The organism is Janibacter sp. FSL W8-0316 (assembly GCF_038004165.1).
GTDB classification, from domain to species: Bacteria; Actinomycetota; Actinomycetes; order Actinomycetales; family Dermatophilaceae; genus Janibacter; species Janibacter indicus.
The window spans coordinates 1,685,557-1,700,556 of the sequence record NZ_JBBOQX010000001.1 but is presented as its reverse complement, the minus strand read 5'-3'; the positions used below and the strand labels follow the sequence as shown (position 1 = coordinate 1,700,556).

General features: G+C 71.0%; 14 protein-coding genes, 1 tRNA gene and 2 pseudogenes. 6 read left to right on the top strand and 11 right to left on the bottom strand.

Annotated elements, in window-relative coordinates:
- Positions 1-24: 24 nt before the first annotated feature.
- From NYE39_RS08365 to NYE39_RS08355, 3 genes are all read left to right on the top strand, one after another.
- On the top strand, positions 25-1,053 hold the full coding sequence (locus NYE39_RS08365) for an aspartate-semialdehyde dehydrogenase (protein WP_192910918.1): 1,029 nt from the start codon (positions 25-27) through the stop codon (positions 1,051-1,053).
- Positions 1,054-1,285: 232 nt separating this feature from the next.
- Entirely contained in the window at positions 1,286-2,188 is a 903-nt protein-coding gene (locus NYE39_RS08360; RefSeq protein WP_072625528.1) for a LytR C-terminal domain-containing protein, read from the top strand.
- Positions 2,185-3,384 (top strand): pyrophosphate--fructose-6-phosphate 1-phosphotransferase, encoded by a 1,200-nt coding sequence (locus NYE39_RS08355; RefSeq protein WP_072625527.1) that lies wholly within the window; start codon positions 2,185-2,187, stop codon positions 3,382-3,384. Before NYE39_RS08360 ends, NYE39_RS08355 begins: the two co-directional genes overlap by 4 nt.
- A 182-nt stretch (positions 3,385-3,566) precedes the next feature.
- Here NYE39_RS08355 and NYE39_RS08350 read toward each other — a convergent pair whose 3' ends face one another.
- The 7 genes and pseudogenes from NYE39_RS08350 to NYE39_RS08320 all read right to left on the bottom strand — a co-directional run bounded on the left by NYE39_RS08350 (position 3,567) and on the right by NYE39_RS08320 (position 6,622).
- Positions 3,567-4,301, bottom strand: a complete 735-nt coding sequence (locus tag NYE39_RS08350) for an enoyl-CoA hydratase-related protein (protein ID WP_341012389.1) — start codon at positions 4,299-4,301, stop codon at positions 3,567-3,569.
- Positions 4,298-4,663 (bottom strand): YchJ family protein, encoded by a 366-nt coding sequence (locus tag NYE39_RS08345; RefSeq protein ID WP_341012388.1) that lies wholly within the window; start codon positions 4,661-4,663, stop codon positions 4,298-4,300. The genes NYE39_RS08350 and NYE39_RS08345 overlap by 4 nt, the downstream gene beginning before the upstream one ends.
- 14 nt (positions 4,664-4,677) lie before the next feature.
- On the bottom strand, positions 4,678-5,313 hold the full coding sequence (locus NYE39_RS08340; RefSeq protein WP_192910917.1) for a GntR family transcriptional regulator: 636 nt from the start codon (positions 5,311-5,313) through the stop codon (positions 4,678-4,680).
- A gap of 11 nt (positions 5,314-5,324) precedes the next feature.
- Positions 5,325-5,750, bottom strand: coding sequence for a VOC family protein (locus NYE39_RS08335; RefSeq protein WP_072625523.1), 426 nt, complete (start codon positions 5,748-5,750; stop codon positions 5,325-5,327).
- A gap of 109 nt (positions 5,751-5,859) precedes the next feature.
- Positions 5,860-6,108, bottom strand: a pseudogene (locus NYE39_RS08330) (AMP-binding enzyme); the annotation flags it as partial.
- A gap of 9 nt (positions 6,109-6,117) precedes the next feature.
- A pseudogene (locus NYE39_RS08325) lies at positions 6,118-6,294 on the bottom strand (aldehyde dehydrogenase family protein); the annotation flags it as partial.
- A gap of 254 nt (positions 6,295-6,548) precedes the next feature.
- Positions 6,549-6,622, bottom strand: a tRNA-Pro gene (locus tag NYE39_RS08320).
- A gap of 124 nt (positions 6,623-6,746) precedes the next feature.
- Between NYE39_RS08320 and NYE39_RS08315 the strand changes: the two genes are divergently transcribed.
- On the top strand, positions 6,747-7,217 hold the full coding sequence (locus NYE39_RS08315; RefSeq protein WP_341012387.1) for a hypothetical protein: 471 nt from the start codon (positions 6,747-6,749) through the stop codon (positions 7,215-7,217).
- Here NYE39_RS08315 and NYE39_RS08310 read toward each other — a convergent pair.
- A complete protein-coding gene (locus NYE39_RS08310) occupies positions 7,186-8,124 on the bottom strand; it encodes a metallophosphoesterase (protein ID WP_226282680.1) in 939 nt (312 codons plus the stop codon). The genes NYE39_RS08315 and NYE39_RS08310 overlap by 32 nt on opposite strands.
- A 57-nt stretch (positions 8,125-8,181) precedes the next feature.
- On the opposite strand from NYE39_RS08310, the gene NYE39_RS08305 reads away from it, so the two are divergent.
- Both NYE39_RS08305 and NYE39_RS08300 read left to right on the top strand, forming a co-directional pair.
- Positions 8,182-8,640 carry a GatB/YqeY domain-containing protein gene (locus tag NYE39_RS08305; RefSeq protein WP_341012386.1) on the top strand — a complete coding sequence of 153 codons (459 nt, stop codon included), beginning with the start codon at positions 8,182-8,184 and terminating at the stop codon, positions 8,638-8,640.
- Positions 8,641-9,024: 384 nt separating this feature from the next.
- A complete protein-coding gene (locus NYE39_RS08300; RefSeq protein WP_445667088.1) occupies positions 9,025-10,122 on the top strand; it encodes an IS30 family transposase in 1,098 nt (365 codons plus the stop codon).
- Between the two features lie 82 nt (positions 10,123-10,204).
- On the opposite strand, the gene NYE39_RS08295 is transcribed toward NYE39_RS08300, so the two are convergent.
- The 3 genes from NYE39_RS08295 to NYE39_RS08285 all read right to left on the bottom strand — a co-directional run bounded on the left by NYE39_RS08295 (position 10,205) and on the right by NYE39_RS08285 (position 14,972).
- Positions 10,205-12,754, bottom strand: a complete 2,550-nt coding sequence (locus NYE39_RS08295; RefSeq protein WP_094078848.1) for a penicillin-binding protein — start codon at positions 12,752-12,754, stop codon at positions 10,205-10,207.
- A 74-nt stretch (positions 12,755-12,828) separates the two neighbouring features.
- Positions 12,829-13,977 (bottom strand): ArsA family ATPase, encoded by a 1,149-nt coding sequence (locus NYE39_RS08290; RefSeq protein ID WP_072625514.1) that lies wholly within the window; start codon positions 13,975-13,977, stop codon positions 12,829-12,831.
- Positions 13,977-14,972 carry an ArsA-related P-loop ATPase gene (locus NYE39_RS08285; protein WP_341012384.1) on the bottom strand — a complete coding sequence of 332 codons (996 nt, stop codon included), beginning with the start codon at positions 14,970-14,972 and terminating at the stop codon, positions 13,977-13,979. The genes NYE39_RS08290 and NYE39_RS08285 overlap by 1 nt, the downstream gene beginning before the upstream one ends.
- Between the last annotated feature and the right edge of the window lie 28 nt (positions 14,973-15,000).

Here is a 15,000-nt window from a genome sequence, read left to right as displayed (position 1 = left end):
TCCACCGGGCCGACCCTGGCCCTGGTGGGGGCGACGGGACGCTTCGCGGAGGCGATCGCCTCCGCGCTCGCCCTGCGCGCGGACACGTGGGGCGAGATCCGGCTCCTCGCGCCGGGGGTGAGCACCCGCACCCTGAGCATCCGCGGGCAGGAGCAGACGATCGACTCGCTGCGCGAGGACTCCTTCGCGAGGGTCGACGTGGCGCTCTTCAATCTCGCTCCGGAGATCACCCCCGAGTGGGCGGCCCGTGCCGTGGCCGCGGGCGCTGTCGTCGTCGATGCCAGCGCTGCCTTCCGCAGCGACCCCGACGTCCCGCTCGTCGTCCCGGGCATCAACTCCCACCTCGTCGCCGAGCGCCCCAAGGGGATCGTGGCCCTGCCCGGTCCCGTGACGTGGGGCCTCATCGACGCCGCGCACGTCCTGCACCAGGGCTGGGAGCTGCAGCACCTCGTCGTCACCGGCCTGATCGCGGCCGTCTCGAAGTCCGACCGCGGCGTCGCGCGCCTGCGCGAGGAGCTGCACACCGTGGCCGGCGACCCGAGCATCGGCCAGCACCCCGGCGACGTGCGGGCCGCGGTCTCCGACCTGCCCGTCGGATCGCCCTTCCCGGCACCTCTGGCGCTCAACGTCATCCCCTGGGTGGGGCAGCCCGGCGAGGGCGGCTTCACCTCGGCCGAGCTGTCCGTCGGCGACGAGGTGCGCAAGGTCCTCGGCCTGGCCGAGAGCGTCCCCGTGGTCGCGACCCTCGTGCAGGTGCCGGTCGTCCTCGCTCACTCCATGGCCCTGCACGCCCGCTGCGCCCGCCCGGTCGCCATCGACAAGGTCCGCGCCGCCTGCGTCGCGGCGCCTTCGCTCGTCCACCTCGACGAGGAGACCGGCGAGGTCCCGACCCCGGTCGACAGCGTCGGCATCGACCCGCGCTTCGTCGGCCGCATCCGCCAGCCGAAGGGGGCCGGCCACCACGTCGACATGTTCGTCAGTGCCGACACCACCCGGCGCGGGGCCAGCGCGATGCTCCTCGTCGCGGAGCTGGTCGGCGCGCAGCTGCGCTGACGTCGCCGGAGTCACCGATTGGTGACCGGCACGCAACCCACTCGTCACCCCGGGCGTCGACCATGGTGAGGGGCCATTGGCGCCACCTCGGTGCCCAGGGTCCACTGCCCTCGGTCTCGGTCCGGGAACGATCCGCGGATGTGACTTGTGTGACTGGAGTGGTCAGAGTGAATCTTGGCACCACCTATACTGGACTCTCGGGGAGCGGTACATGACGAAGGAAGGGAAGGGCGTGGAACCGCAGGATCAGGGGCCGGTCTCGTACCGGGTTGTTGGCTTCGACGAGCTGGATGGCTCGGCCGCGGAGCACTATCGGCGACAGCGCCGACGACGCCTCCTGCTCTTCGTCACCCTTCCCGGCCTCCTGCTCGGCACGGCCACCGTGGCCACCGCCTACGGCACCGGCCTGGTGGGCAGCGACGACCAGACCGAGTGCGCTCCGATCACGCGGCCCGCGCCCGAGCGCGACTCCTTCGACATCAAGTTGCTCAACAGCAACGACACCAACGGCCTCGGCAGCGACGTGGCGCGCGAGCTGACGCTGCGCGACTTCAACGTCGTGTCCGTGGGCAACGCCGACAGCTCCGTCTACGTCAAGGGCGCGGCCACGATCTACTACGGGCCCGACGGTCGCGACAACGCGCTGCTGCTGCAAAAGCAGATCCCCGGCTCCAAGACGTGGAACGACGCGCGCCCCGGCGACAGCGTCCAGCTCGTCCTCGGCTACGGCTACGACCGCATGGTCAAGGAGCCCGAGCCGCCGCTGCCGGCGCCCTCGGAGATCACCCTCAACGTCTACAACACGACGTGGAAGGAAGGCCTGGCCACCGAGGTGGCCGGCGACCTCAAGGACCGCGGCTTCAAGATCAAGTCCACGGGCAACGACCCGCAGATGACCTTCCTCGAGGACGAGGTGGCGGTCATCCGCTTCGGGCCCGAGGGGCAGCGCGCGGCCAAGCGTCTGGCCCAGCAGATCGATGGTGCCCAGCTGCAGAAGGACGACCGCACGAGCACCAAGGTCGACCTCGTCCTCGGCAACACGTGGTCTCGGGTCAAGCCGGCCTCGGAGGTCCCGCAGGTCAAGCCCTACGTCCGCCCGGCCGAGACGATCCAGCTGCCCTGCGAGCGCAAGTGAGCCCCGGCACGGTCGCGATCCTCACCGCTGGAGGGATCGCGCCGTGCCTCTCCTCCGCGGTCGGTGGGCTCATCGAGCGCTACACGCGGGTGGCACCTGGGGTGCGCCTCATCGGCTACCTCGACGGCTACGCCGGGTTGCTCACCGGGCACAGCACCGAGATCACCGACGAGGTGCGGCGCCGGGCCCACCTCTTGCACGACTTCGGCGGCTCCCCGCTCGGCAACTCCCGGGTCAAGCTGACCAATGCCGACGACCTCGTGCGGCGGGGTCTCGTCGAGGCGGGGCAGGACCCCCTTCGCGTCGCCGCGGCGCAGCTGGCCGCCGACGGGGTCGACGTCCTGCACACCATCGGCGGCGACGACACCAACACGACCGCCGCCGACCTCGCCGCCCACCTGGCCGAGGAGGGGCACGACATGCGGGTCATCGGCCTACCCAAGACGATCGACAACGACATCGTGCCGATCCGGCAGAGCCTCGGTGCGTGGACAGCTGCCGAGCAGGGGGCGCTCTTCGCCCGCAACATCATCGGCGAGCACACGTCCAACCCCCGCATGCTCATCGTCCACGAGGTCATGGGCCGGCACAGCGGGTGGCTCACCGCCGCGACGGCGCATGCCTACCGGGCCGACCTCGCCGGTCGCGACTTCGTCCCCGGCATCGGCAACGACCGCCGGCGGTGGGACCTCCACGCGGTCTACGTCCCGGAGCTCGACCTCGACCTCGAGGCCGAAGGGAGGCGACTGCGGGCGGTCATGGACGAGCTCGGTTGCGTCAACGTCTTCGCTGCGGAGGGCGCCGGAGTCGACGAGATCGTCGCGGCGCTCGAGGCCGATGGGGCGCAGGTGCCGCGTGATGCCTTCGGTCACGTCCAGCTCGACGAGGTCAACCCCGGCGAGCGCCTCGCCTCGACCCTTGCCCAGCGGGTCAGTGCCGACAAGTCCAAGGTGTGGAAGTCCGGCTACTTCGCCCGCTCGGCTGCGGCCAACCCCCGCGACCTCGAACTCATCGCCGCCTGCACCTCGCTCGCCGTCGAGGCGGCCCTCGACGGCCGGTCCGGCGTCGTCGGCCACGACGTCGAGCGCGGTGACGAGCTGCGCGTCATCGAGCACGAGCGCATTGCCGGCGGCGGGGCCTTCGACCCCACCACCCCGTGGTTCGCCGACCTGCTCCACGACATCGGCCAGCCCTGAGGCTGCGGTGCCCGTAGCGGCGCACCAGCCGTGGTGTGGCTGCGCGGGCACAGGGCTGGGGGTGGCCCTAAGAAGAAGTCCGGCCGCTGGGCAGGGCGCGTCACGTCGCGGAGGTAGCCGGACTTCTTCATGAGTCGGGCCGACCCCCACCCTGTGCCCGCTCCGCCGGAGCCGTGGTTGCGTCAGCCGTGCTTGCGCCGCAGCGACCACATCTGGGGCGAACGCTCGAGCTCGACAGCGACCTCCCAGGGCAAGCCGCCGGGGGCGGTCTCGCGGCGAAAGCTGCGCACCAGACGTCGGGCGAGCTCGGGGTCGGCCGCGACCCGGGCGGCGACGTCGCGGGCGGCCTGCTCGACCTGCTCGTCCTCGTGGACGGCCCAAGCGAGCCCGAGCTCGACGGCGCGGGCGCCGCGCACCTCCTCGCCGAACAGGCCCATGGCGGCGGCGGTCTCGCGCCCGGCCGTGCGGTGCAGCAGCGACAGGTGCCCGCCGCCGGGGTGAAGGCCGATCTGGGCGAAGCCGGGCAGCAGGCGCGCGGTCCTCGACACGATCCGCAGGTCGGTCGACAGGGCGAGGTTGAGCCCGGCTCCGACGGCCGCGCCGCGCACGGCGGCGATGGTCGGCAGGTCGATGGTGCCGATGGTCGTGAAGGCCGCGTAGACCGTCTCGAGGTTGCGGTAGGCGGTGTCCTCGACGGGATCGCGCCCCGCGTCGGCGAGGACCTCGCGGACGGCGCCGGCGCAGAAGTGCGCTCCGCCGGTGACGACGACGGCCCCGACCTCGGGGTCGGCCTCGGCGGTCCGGGCGGCGTCGATGAGCTCCCTCGACATCTCCACCGACAGGGCATTGCGCCGGTCGGGGGCGTCGAGGGTGATGGTCGCGATGCCGTCGGCGACGGCGTAGCTGACCTCGGTCACGGGATCTCCTTGGTGTAGAACCACCGGCCACCTCGTCGGGTGAACTCGCTGCGTTCGGCGAGCTCACCCCCTTCGTGCCTCGCGACGAAGTCGACGATGCCGGTCCTGTCGTCGGGGCCGCCCGCAACCGTCTCGCGGACCTCCAGCCCCAGCCAGCGGGTGTCGTCGAGGTGCACCTGCTCGGGCCGGGTGCGGCCGTCCCAGGTGCGCCAGAGGTGCTCGGCATTGCCGTAGACGTGGGCGGTGTAGCGGCTGCGCATGAGCTCCTCGGCGGTCGCGGCCTGCCGCTCCATGGCGAGCAGCGGTCCGCAGCACGTGGCGAAGGGGGAGCCGGTGCCGCAGGGGCAGGGGTCGGCGCTCATGCCTGCAGGGTAGGTCAGGTGCGCGGGGCGGTGCTGACGATGTGCCTGCCGAGGGCCTCGGCCAGGGCCTCGCCGTCGCCCTCCTCGAGCAGGTCGAGCAACGCGTCGTGCTCGCGCACCAGAGCCATCATGTGCCGCTGCGGGGTCGGCTGCCCTAGACGGGCCAGGCGGACGAAGGCGCCGAGCTGGTCGAGGAGGCGGTCGAGCGTCGGCATCGCGGCGACGCCGGCCAGAGTGCGGTGGAACTCCTCGTCGGCCGCCATGAAGGCGGAACTGTCGCCGACGCGGGCGTAGCGGCGCTGCCGCAGCACGAGCGTGCGCAGCCCGTCGACGTCGCTCGAGGTGCGGGTGGTCACCGCCACGCGGGCCGCAGCGGTCTCGAGGGCGGTGCGGACGGTGGCGATCTCCTGCCGGTGCTCGGCCGAGATGTCGACGACGTGCAGCTGGCGGCGGGCGCCGGGGACGAGCAGGCCCTCGCTGCGCAGCGCCCGCAGCGCCTCGCGCACCGGGGTGCGCGAGACGCCGTGGGCCTGTGCCATGCCGATCTCGTCGACCGGCGACCCGGCGGCGAGCTCACCGCTGAGGATGGCGTCGCGCAGGGCGGTGTGCAGCCGTCCGGCCTTGGTCTCGGTCGCAGGGGAGAGGGTCACGGCGGGCGACCCTACTTGGCGAAGATCTGCGACTCGTCCGCGAAGGCCTTGAACTCCATGGCATTGCCGGCCGGGTCGAGGAAGAACATCGTCCACTGCTCGCCGGCCTGGCCCTCGAAGCGCAGGTAGGGCTCGATGACGAAGGTCGCACCGGCGGCCTTCATCTTGCCGGCGAGGTCGTGGAAGTCGTCGTAGGAGAGCACGGCGCCGAAGTGGGGGACCGGCACCTGGTGGTCGTCGACGGGGTTGTGCCCGGCCGGGCCGGGGGACCCGGCGGCGGTCTGGTGGGTGACGACCTGGTGGCCGTAGAAGTTCCAGTCGACCCAGAGGGTGTCGGAGCGACCCTCCTCGAGGCCGAGGACGCCGCCGTAGAACTCTCGGGCCTTGGTGATGTCGTCGACGGGGATGGCGAGGTGGAAGCAGGGGCGTGCGGTCATGGGAAGGGTCCTCCTCGGGGCGTCGGTGCGCTCAATGTATACAAGGGGGGACTTGTATGCAATCCCGAGGAGGGCCCGGATCGTGGGCCGGTCGGCGACCGGCCGGCCGTCACCCGGCCAGGGCGGCGGGGGCGGGGTGGCCGGTGCGCACCTCCCGACGCAGGATCTTGCCCGTCGGCCCCTTGGGCAGCTCGTCCATGAGCCAGACGACGCGGGGGTACTTGTAGGGCGCGACGCGCTCGCGGACGAACTGGCGCACGTCGTCCTCGGTCGCGCTCGAGCCGGCGCGCAGCGTGACGGCCGCGGCGACCTCCTCGCCGAGCTCGGGGTGGGGGATGCCGACGACGGCCGCCTCGGAGTACATGAGGAAGGCAAAGATCGAGCCGTCGATCGCCATGTCGAGGTCGGCGTCGTCGAGGATGATGTTGGGTCCCGTGCCGCCGAGCTCGAGGGTGACCTTCTTGAGGTTGTCGGCGGCGGCGCGCTGCACGGACCCGCCGACCTCGGTCGAGCCGGTGAAGCCGATCTTGCGCACGTCGGGGTGCGCCGCGAGGCGCGGCCGACGGTCTCCGGGACCCGGTCACAGAGATCGCGCACGCTCCTGTGGGGTGGCCACAGCGCGCAGGGTCTTGGCCTTGCCTGACGTCGTTGGTGCCGCCTGGTGCCGTTGGTGTCACCTGGGTGCCCGGAGAAGGGGGACCAGGTGACCACAACGACGCCGGGCGGGCGAAAAAAGCAAGAGCCGGACCTACGAAAACGTAGGTCCGGCTCTGCCGATGTCCTGAGACATCACACGGGTCGGGGTGACAGGATTTGAACCTGCGGCCTCGTCGTCCCGAACGACGCGCGCTACCAAGCTGCGCCACACCCCGTGGTGCCTGCACCCCTCGTCTCCGAGCGGCGCCAAGGAAGGATAACCCAGTCGCCGCCCGGATCGACAATCGGGCTCAGGGCATCTGGTCCGTCTGCGTGGACGGGTCGTAGGGCAGTGTGTCGGTGACCTCATCGGTCGGGGTCGTCTCGGTGACCCCGGGGTCGACAGGGGCGGTCTCGCTGGCCGGCGGGGTCCACGGAGTCGTCTCGGCGGGCGGCGGGGTCCACGGGGTCGTCTCGACCGGAGGAGTCCAGGTCTCCGTGGGCGGGGGAGCCGTCGTCGTCGGCTCCGGCACGACCTCCTCGGTCGTCGTCGGCGCGGGCACCGGCTCCTCGGTGGTCGTCGAGGTCGTCGAGGTCGTCGACGAGGTGCTTGACGAGGTGCTCGAACTCGACGTCCGTGTCCGAGAGGTCGGCGAGGAGGACGAGCTGCTCGACGTGCTCGTCGACAGCGTCGGAGCCGGGGGCAGGTCCACCGCCGGGGCGGCGCTCGCGATCGCCCAGGTCGAGGTGCCGCCGGCGAAGACGGCGGCCGCGACGAGGGAGGCGGCTTCACGCAGGTTCATCGGGCAGGCCCTTCGGGGACGAGGGTGAGCAGGGTGGCCTCGGGTCGGCACGCGAAGCGCACCGGAGCGAAGCGGGAGGCACCGAGGCCGGCCGACACGTGCAACCAGGCGGCGTCGGCGGGAGCTGCGCCGCCGGCGCCGGCACCCGGCCACCAGCGCGAGACCCCCTTCGCTCGGCGACGGTCCAGGTCGCAGTTGGTGACGAGCGCACCCACGCCCGGCACGCAGAGCTGGCCGCCGTGCGTGTGCCCGGCGATGACCAGCCGCGCGCCGTCGCCGGTCATGGCGTCGAGGACCCGCTGGTAGGGCGCATGGGTGATGCCCAGGGTCGTGGCGGCCGGGTCGGCCGGAGCGCTCACCGCGGCGTAGTCGTCCCGGTGGATGTGCGGGTCGTCGACGCCGACGAGGTCGAGGCGGGAGCCGGCCACGGTCAGGCTCGTGCGGGCATTGTCGAGGTCGACCCAGCCCCCCGAGGTCATGCCCTCGCGCAGCTCCTCGGTCGGCAGCCCCACGGGTGCGCCGACGACCTTGGCGTGATCCCTGGTCAGGTAGCGGGCCGGGTTCTTCAGCACGGGGGCGTGGTAGTCGTTGGACCCCATGACGAAGACGCCGGGCCGCTCGAGCAGCGGCGCGAGGGCATCGAGGGCCGCCGGGACCGCCTCGAGGTGGCTGAGGTTGTCGCCGGTGTTGACCACGAGGTCCGGCTCGAGCGCGGCCAGCCCGCGGATCCACTCCGTCTTGGCCCGCTGCCCCGGCACCATGTGGATGTCGCTCACCTGCAGGACCCGCACCGGCAGGGCGTCGGCGGGCAGCACCGGCACGGTGAAGCGTCGCAGGGTGAACAGGCGCGGCTCGACGAGCGCGCCCCAGGCGAGCGCGGCGGCGCCGGCCGCGGCCGTCCCGGCCACGACGCGCGTCACGGAAGTGGTGGTCACGGGGCACATCTTGGCAAAGCGATCGAGCAGATGTGCCCGTGCTGCGACAATCGAGTCATGACCGACACCCTCAAGGCCACTCTCCAGCACGACCTCCACTCCGCGATGCGGGCCCGCGAGCAGGTGCGCGTCGCCACCCTGCGCATGGTGCTCACCGGGATCAGCAATGCCGAGGTGTCGGGCGAGTCGGCGCGCGAGCTCAGCGACGACGAGACGCTCAAGGTCGTGGCCAAGGAGGCCAAGAAGCGCAAGGAGTCGGCCACCGCCTACCGTGACGCCGGCCGCCCCGAGCTGGCCGAGCGCGAGGAGGCCGAGCTCGCGGTCCTCGAGACCTACCTGCCGGCCCAGCTCGGCGACGACGAGCTCACCGCGATCGTCGACCGCGCCATCGAGCAGGTCGGCGCGACGTCGATGGCCCAGATGGGGCAGGTGATGAAGGCCGCGCAGGCCGAGGCCGCCGGCCGTGCCGACGGCGGGGCCATCGCCGCCAAGGTCAAGGCGCGTCTGGCGGGCTGACCCGGCCGGCACATGACGAAGGGGGGAGGTCACCGTCGCTTCGGTTCACATGGTCCTCGCAACACCTCGATCTGAGGAGTTGCGAGGACCATGGTCATTTCGAGCGAAAAGCGGCGTCGTGTTGAGGTCTCTGCGGAGGTAGTTGCTGTGATGGTGGCTGCCTTCGAACGGGAAGGATCGATTGGTGCCGCAGCCAGGGCGGCTGGATGTGCTCACTCCACAGCTCGTCGGCATCTGGTTCGGGCGGGGTTGGTGCAGGCCGAGCCGATGCCGTTGGGCAAGCCGCGTCAGCGGGCCGAGTTTGACGAGCTGATCGCGTCCGGGGTCCACAACGCCGTGGCCGCTCGTCGGGTTGGGGTCACGCTCGACACGGGCCGGTATTGGATGCGGGGCGTGCGTAAGAGTCATGGCCGCACGATCTACCCGGATGGGCGCGTCACGGGCCCGCCGGCCAAGCGAGCGGCTAGGAACAGGCCCATGATCGAGGTCGTGGGTACGGGCAGGTTGCTGTCATTGCAGGATCGTCTGGTGATCGCCGACGGGCTGATCAACCGGGAGTCGATGCGTTCGATCGCTGCCCGGCTGGGCCGGCCGACCTCGACGGTCACACGTGAGGTCGCCGCGCACCGCGATGAGCAGGGCCGGTACGCGCCCCACCGGGCGCATCGTGACGCCGCGGATACCCGGGCCCGGCCGAAGGCATCAAAGCTGGCGCGGCCGGGAGCGCTACGCGAGTACGTCGTGGACGGGTTGTCACGGAAGTTGTCACCGGAGCAGATCAGCAACAGGCTCAAGGTCGACCACCCCGACGACGAGAGCATGCGCGTGAGCCACGAAACGATCTACCAGGCCCTGTACTTCCAGGCCCGCGGCGGCCTCAAACGCGAGGTCCAGACCGCTCTGCGCACCGGCCGCACCCGCCGCAAACCCCAAGCCCACGGGGTGCGGCGGCCGCGGTTCGTCGACGAGATGATCATGATCAGCGACCGGCCCGCCGCGGTCGAGGACCGCGCCGTCCCGGGCCACTGGGAAGGCGATCTGATCACCGGCAAGAACAACGGCTCAGCGATCGGGACGCTCGTGGAACGCTCGACCCGGTACGTGATGCTGCTGCACCTGCCCGATACCCACGACGCGATCACCGTGCGTGACCAGCTCGTCGCCGCGATGCATCGCCTGCCGCAGCACCTGCGCGGGTCGCTGACCTGGGACCAAGGATCCGAGATGGCTGCCCACGCCTCGTTCACCACCGCGACCGACATGCCGGTCTACTTCTGCGACCCGGCATCGCCCTGGCAGCGCGGCACGAACGAGAACACCAACGGGCTGCTGCGCCAGTACTTCCCCAAAGGCACCGACCTGAGCGTCCACGGCCACGAAGAGCTGGAGTACGTCGCCCAAGAACTCAACGCCAGACCACGAAAGACGCTCGACTGGGCAACCCCAGCCGAGCGTCTTCGTGATCTACTCCAAGAGGCCTAACCACCCAGGCCGAAATCCACACGGTGTTGCGAACACCCCATGAATCCGCCGTCGACGGTGACCTCCCCCCTTCGGTCATTGGTCAGTCGTTGGTGTTGCCGCCGTTGCCGTTGCCGTTCGGCCGCGTCCCCGTCTGGCGGGGTGTCGGCGTCGAGCGGGTGGCGCTGGGGCGCGACGTCGTCGTGCTCCGCGTTGTCGACGAGGACGGCCTGGAGGTCGAGCTCGACGAGCGGGTCGTCGACGGGGCGGGTGCCTGCGTCGTCGTGGGGGCTGGCGCCTGGGTCGTCGTCGGGGCCGGAGGCGGGGTGTAGGGCGGGACGCCGTTGGAGATGTACATCGTCACGGTCGTGCCCTTGAGGGCCTGCCCGGTCGGCTGGGTGTAGGCGACGGCGCCAGCTTGGGCGTTGCTGTTGACCTGGCTGCCCTCGGTGGCCTTGAAGCCGGCCTTCTCGAGCTTTTCCTTGGCCTGGGTCGGGCCCATGCCGGTCACGTCCGGGATGGAGCGCATGTCGCCGTTGATGACTTCCTTGCTCGGCTTCGTGAAGCGCTTCTTGGCCATGCCCTCCGACGCGTCGTCCATGACCTCCTTCCAGATCGGCCCGGCGATGGTGCCGCCGTAGACCTTCGGGTAGAACTGCCCGCCGATGTTGACGCCGGTCATCTCGTACTCGCGGATGGGCGAGCCGACCCAGACGGCCGTGGACAGCTGCTTGGTGAAGCCGGCGAACCAGGACTGCTTGTTGTTGTCGGTGGTACCCGTCTTGGCGGCGGCCTGGCGGCCGTTGTCGAGGACCATGGCGTTGGCGGTGCCGCCGGGGGTCATCGTCTCGGTCAGCAGGTCGGTGACACCACGGGCGATGTCCTTGTCCATGACCTGCTTGCACGCCGGCGGCTTGATCTTCATCTTGGTGCCGTTGGCCGTGGTGATGGACTCGATGGGGTTGGGCGGGCAGTACTTGCCGTCGGCCGCGAGGGTCGCGTAGCTCGAGGCGAGCTGCAGCGGGGTCGAGGAGTCGGAGCCGAGGACGAGGTTGGAGACCGCGTATTCGTCCTTGGTCTTGACGCCACCGTTGTAGTTGAGGCCGTAGGGCAGGCCGTAGCCGTCGGTCAGACCCATCTTCGCCATGACCTTGGGGATCCGGCAGGAGCCGATGTCGGAGGCGAGCTGGGCGAAGGAGGTGTTGACCGACATCTTCGTCGCCTGGCGCATCGTCATCGGGCCGCCCACGGCCTTCTCCGCGTTGGCGACGACCCACGGGGAGTTGGTCGTGCACTTGCTGTTGAACTGCTTGGGCATGAAGGTCGCCTGCGTGCCGGCCGGCGTGTTGATCGTCGACTCCATCGGCTTGCCCTTCTCCAGAGCGGCGACGAGGGCGAACATCTTGGCGGTCGAGCCGATCGCGAAGCCGTTGGTGCCGCCGTACTGGGCGGGCACGCTCCACGCCTGCTCCGAGTAGCGGGTCGAGGCCTTCTTCAGACCGACCTTGTAGGTGGAGGTCTGGGCGATGGCGCGCACCTTGCCGGTGCCGGGCTCGATCATGGCGGCCGCGGAGCCGAAGCGCTCGGTGCCCGCGGGCACCCGCTCGGTGAGCTCCTGCTTGAGGTTCTTCTGCCAGGAGCGGCGCAGGGTGGTCTTGATCGTGAAGCCGCCGGTGTTGATGGCCTGCATGCGCGCGTCCGGGTCGGGGCCGAGCTCGGGCATCTGGCGCAGGTACTGGATGACGTAGTTGCAGAAGTACGGGTCGACGGCCTTGGAGCAGGTACCGCCCTCGTTCTCCTTGATCTTCAGCGTGCTCTTGACGCTCTTGGCCTTGGCCGCGTCGGCCTGGGCCGGGGTCACCATGCCGAGCGACTGCATGCGGTTGATGACGAGGTCGCGACGCTCCTGGACCTCCTCGGGGTTGGTCCGGGGGTTGAGGCGGCTCGGCGACTGGACGACGCCGGCCAGCGTGGCCGACTCGCTGAGGTTGAGCTCGGAGGCGTGCTTGCTGAAGAAGTGCTTGGCGGCCGCCTCGACGCCGTAGGCCTGGTCGCCGTACAGGGCGAGGTTGAGGTAGCCGGAAAGGATCTGGTCCTTGGTGTGCGTCTTCTCGACGTTGAGCGCGTACTTGAGCTCCTGCAGCTTGCGGCTGTAGGTCTGCTCGACGGCGGCCTGCGCGGCCTCCTGGTCGTCCTCGCGGACCGCCTTCTCCTGGAGCATCAGCTTGACGTACTGCTGGGTGATCGACGAGCCACCCTGGGTCTGACCGGAGCTGACGTTGGAGACGAGGGCGCGGGTCGTGCCACGCACGTCGATGCCACCGTGCTCGTAGAAGCGGCTGTCCTCGATGGCGATCTGCGCCTGCTGCATCGTCTTGGAGATCTTGCTCAGCGGCACGACGATCCGGTTGGCGTCGTAGGGCGTCGCCAGGAGCTTGCCGTCGGAGGAGTAGATCTTCGACTGCTGGGCGAGTGCGGTCGCGGTGAACTCGTCGTCGAGATTGTTGAACCCCTCCGCCGTGGACTGGGCCGCGCCGCCGGTCGCCCCCGCGAGCGGGATGACCAGGCCGGCGCCGACGAGACCGATGCCGACTGCGACGGCGACGAAGGCGCCGAGCAGGCGGAAGAGATGCGGCATCCCGGAGTCAGACATGCGGCACAGGGTAACCGGGCAACCTGTGCGTCCGGGGGAGCCCGCGCGGGGTTGGCGACGGCCGACGAAGGGGGTCAGCGCCCGCCGAGTGCGCTGCCGATGGCCCGCAGCCCGTCGAGGTCGTGGATGTCGAGGGGCTGGGCCGGTACCGCAGCGGTCGGGACGCCCGGGTGCGAGGTGCGGAAGCGGGTGATCATCGCCCGGTGCCGTGCGGCGGTCTCGGCGACCTCGACGTGCACCCGCAGGAGCGAGGCGGCCAGCTCGTGGCCGCCGAGCTCGTCGAGGGCCGCGGCGGCGTCCTCGGCGCGGCCGGCGCTCAGCTGCTTGGCGGCCGTGGTGTGCACGCGGTTGACGAGGACGCCGGCCAGCGGCATCCGGTCGCTCGCCAGGCGCTCGATGAAGAATCCCGCCTCGCGCATCGCATCGCGCTCGGGGGCGGCGACGACGACGAAGGCGGTCTCGGGCCGCGAGAGGAGGGCATAGGTCTGGTCGGCGCGCTGGCGGAAGCCGCCGAACATCGTGTCCATCGCCGCGACGAAGGTCTGCACGTCGCGGAGGAACTCGCCGCCGAGCAGCTTGGTCATGATCCCGCTCGCCAGCGAGACCCCCGCGCTGAAGACCTTGAGCGAGGCCCGTCCGCCGACCTTGGCCGGGGCGGACAGCAGGCGGATGAAGCGGCCGTCGAGGAAGGACCCGAGGCGCTGGGGTGCGTCGAGGAAGTCCAGGGCCGACCGCGACGGCGGGGTGTCGACGACGACGAGGTCCCAGTCCTGCGTGCCCTCGGCCATCTGCCCCCTCAGCTGCCCGAGCTTTTCCATGGCCATGTACTCCTGCGTCCCGGCGAAGGAGCTCGACACGGCGATGTAGAAGGGGTTGGCGAGGATCTGGGCGGCCTTGTCCGGGGCCGCGTGCGCCTCGACGACCTCGTCGAAGGTGCGCTTCATGTCGAGCATCATCGCGTCGAGCGAACCGCCGGCGGAGGTGTCGATGTCGGTGACCGGGCGCGGGGTGTTGTCGAGCTCGTCGAGCCCGAGCGACTGGGCCAGCCGACGAGCGGGGTCGATGGTCAGCACGACGACCCGGCGGCCCTGCTCCGCGGCGCGGACCGCGAGTGCGGCGGCGGTCGTCGTCTTGCCGACCCCGCCGGACCCGCAGCAGACGATGATCCTCCGCTCGGGGTCCCCGATGACGGCGTCCAGGTCGAGGCCGGTGTCCTTCGCCATCAGATGGCTCCCTGCTCGTCGAGGTGGTCGGCGAGGAGGCGCAGCCCACCGGACTCGACGCCGTCGGGCAGGTGGGGCAGCACCCTGACCGGGACGTCGAGCTCGCCCAGGACGTCGTGCTGCTCGGCCTGCAGCCGGGCGCGGTCCACGTGGTCGGCACCCTCCGCGAGGAGCCCCGCGACGATGGCCGGGCGCGCCGTGACCTCGACGGCGGCGAGGGCCTCCTCCAGCGCGGTGCGCACCGTGGGGTCCTGGTCGGCGACGGCCTCGGCGTCCTCGTCGGCGACGAGGGGTTGGCGCACGCCGTTGGCGACGACCGACCCGACGCGAAGGGAGAGCCCGCCCAGCTCGTCGATGGCGTCCTTGGTCTCCTGCACCGGCATCTCCTCGAGGAGGGTCACGAGGTGGACCGCGGTGAGCGGGCTCTGCAGCAGCCGGGTGATCGAATCGGCCTGGTTGCGCACGGGGCCGACCCTGGCCACCTCTGACACCTCGGAGTTGACATTGAGGAAGCGGCCGATCCGACCGGTCGGCGGGGCGTCGAGGACGACGGCGTCGTACGCAGGGCGCTTCTTCGCCCCCTTCGTCACGCGGCCGACCGCCTCGTAGACGCGCCCGATGAGCAGCACGTCGCGCACACCCGGGGCGATCGTCGTCGCGAAGTCCACCGCCCCGACCTTCTCCAGCACCGAGCCGGCGCGGCCGAGCTTGTAGAACTTCTGCAGGTACTCCAGCAGCGCGGTCTTGGCATCGACCGACAGCCCGACGACCTCGCCGCCGGAGGGGTCGGTGACCACCGTGCGCTCCTCGGTGCCGAGCGGTGCGACGTCGAGGACCTGCGAGATCCCCTGTCGGCCCTCGACCTCCGCGAGCAGCACGCGCTGCCCGCGGGCGGCGAGAGCCAGCGCCATCGCCGTGGCGACGGTCGTCTTGCCGGTGCCGCCCTTGCCGCTCACGACGTGGAGCCGGACGGGGGACGTGGAGGGGCCGCTCACCCGATCAGCCTACGAGTAGGGTGCCGAC

What these genes read in the sequence shown, in the direction of transcription:
- NYE39_RS08290 (WP_072625514.1), bottom strand. Translation starts at nt 13,977, where the DNA reads ATGGCGAAGGACACCGGCCTCGACCTGGACGCCGTCATCGGGGACCCC.
- NYE39_RS08305 (WP_341012386.1), top strand. Translation starts at nt 8,182, where the DNA reads ATGACCGACACCCTCAAGGCCACTCTCCAGCACGACCTCCACTCCGCG.
- NYE39_RS08345 (WP_341012388.1), bottom strand. Translation starts at nt 4,663, where the DNA reads ATGAGCGCCGACCCCTGCCCCTGCGGCACCGGCTCCCCCTTCGCCACG.
- NYE39_RS08295 (WP_094078848.1), bottom strand. Translation starts at nt 12,754, where the DNA reads ATGTCTGACTCCGGGATGCCGCATCTCTTCCGCCTGCTCGGCGCCTTC.
- NYE39_RS08300 (WP_445667088.1), top strand. Translation starts at nt 9,025, where the DNA reads ATGCGGGGCGTGCGTAAGAGTCATGGCCGCACGATCTACCCGGATGGG.
- NYE39_RS08335 (WP_072625523.1), bottom strand. Translation starts at nt 5,750, where the DNA reads ATGACCGCACGCCCCTGCTTCCACCTCGCCATCCCCGTCGACGACATC.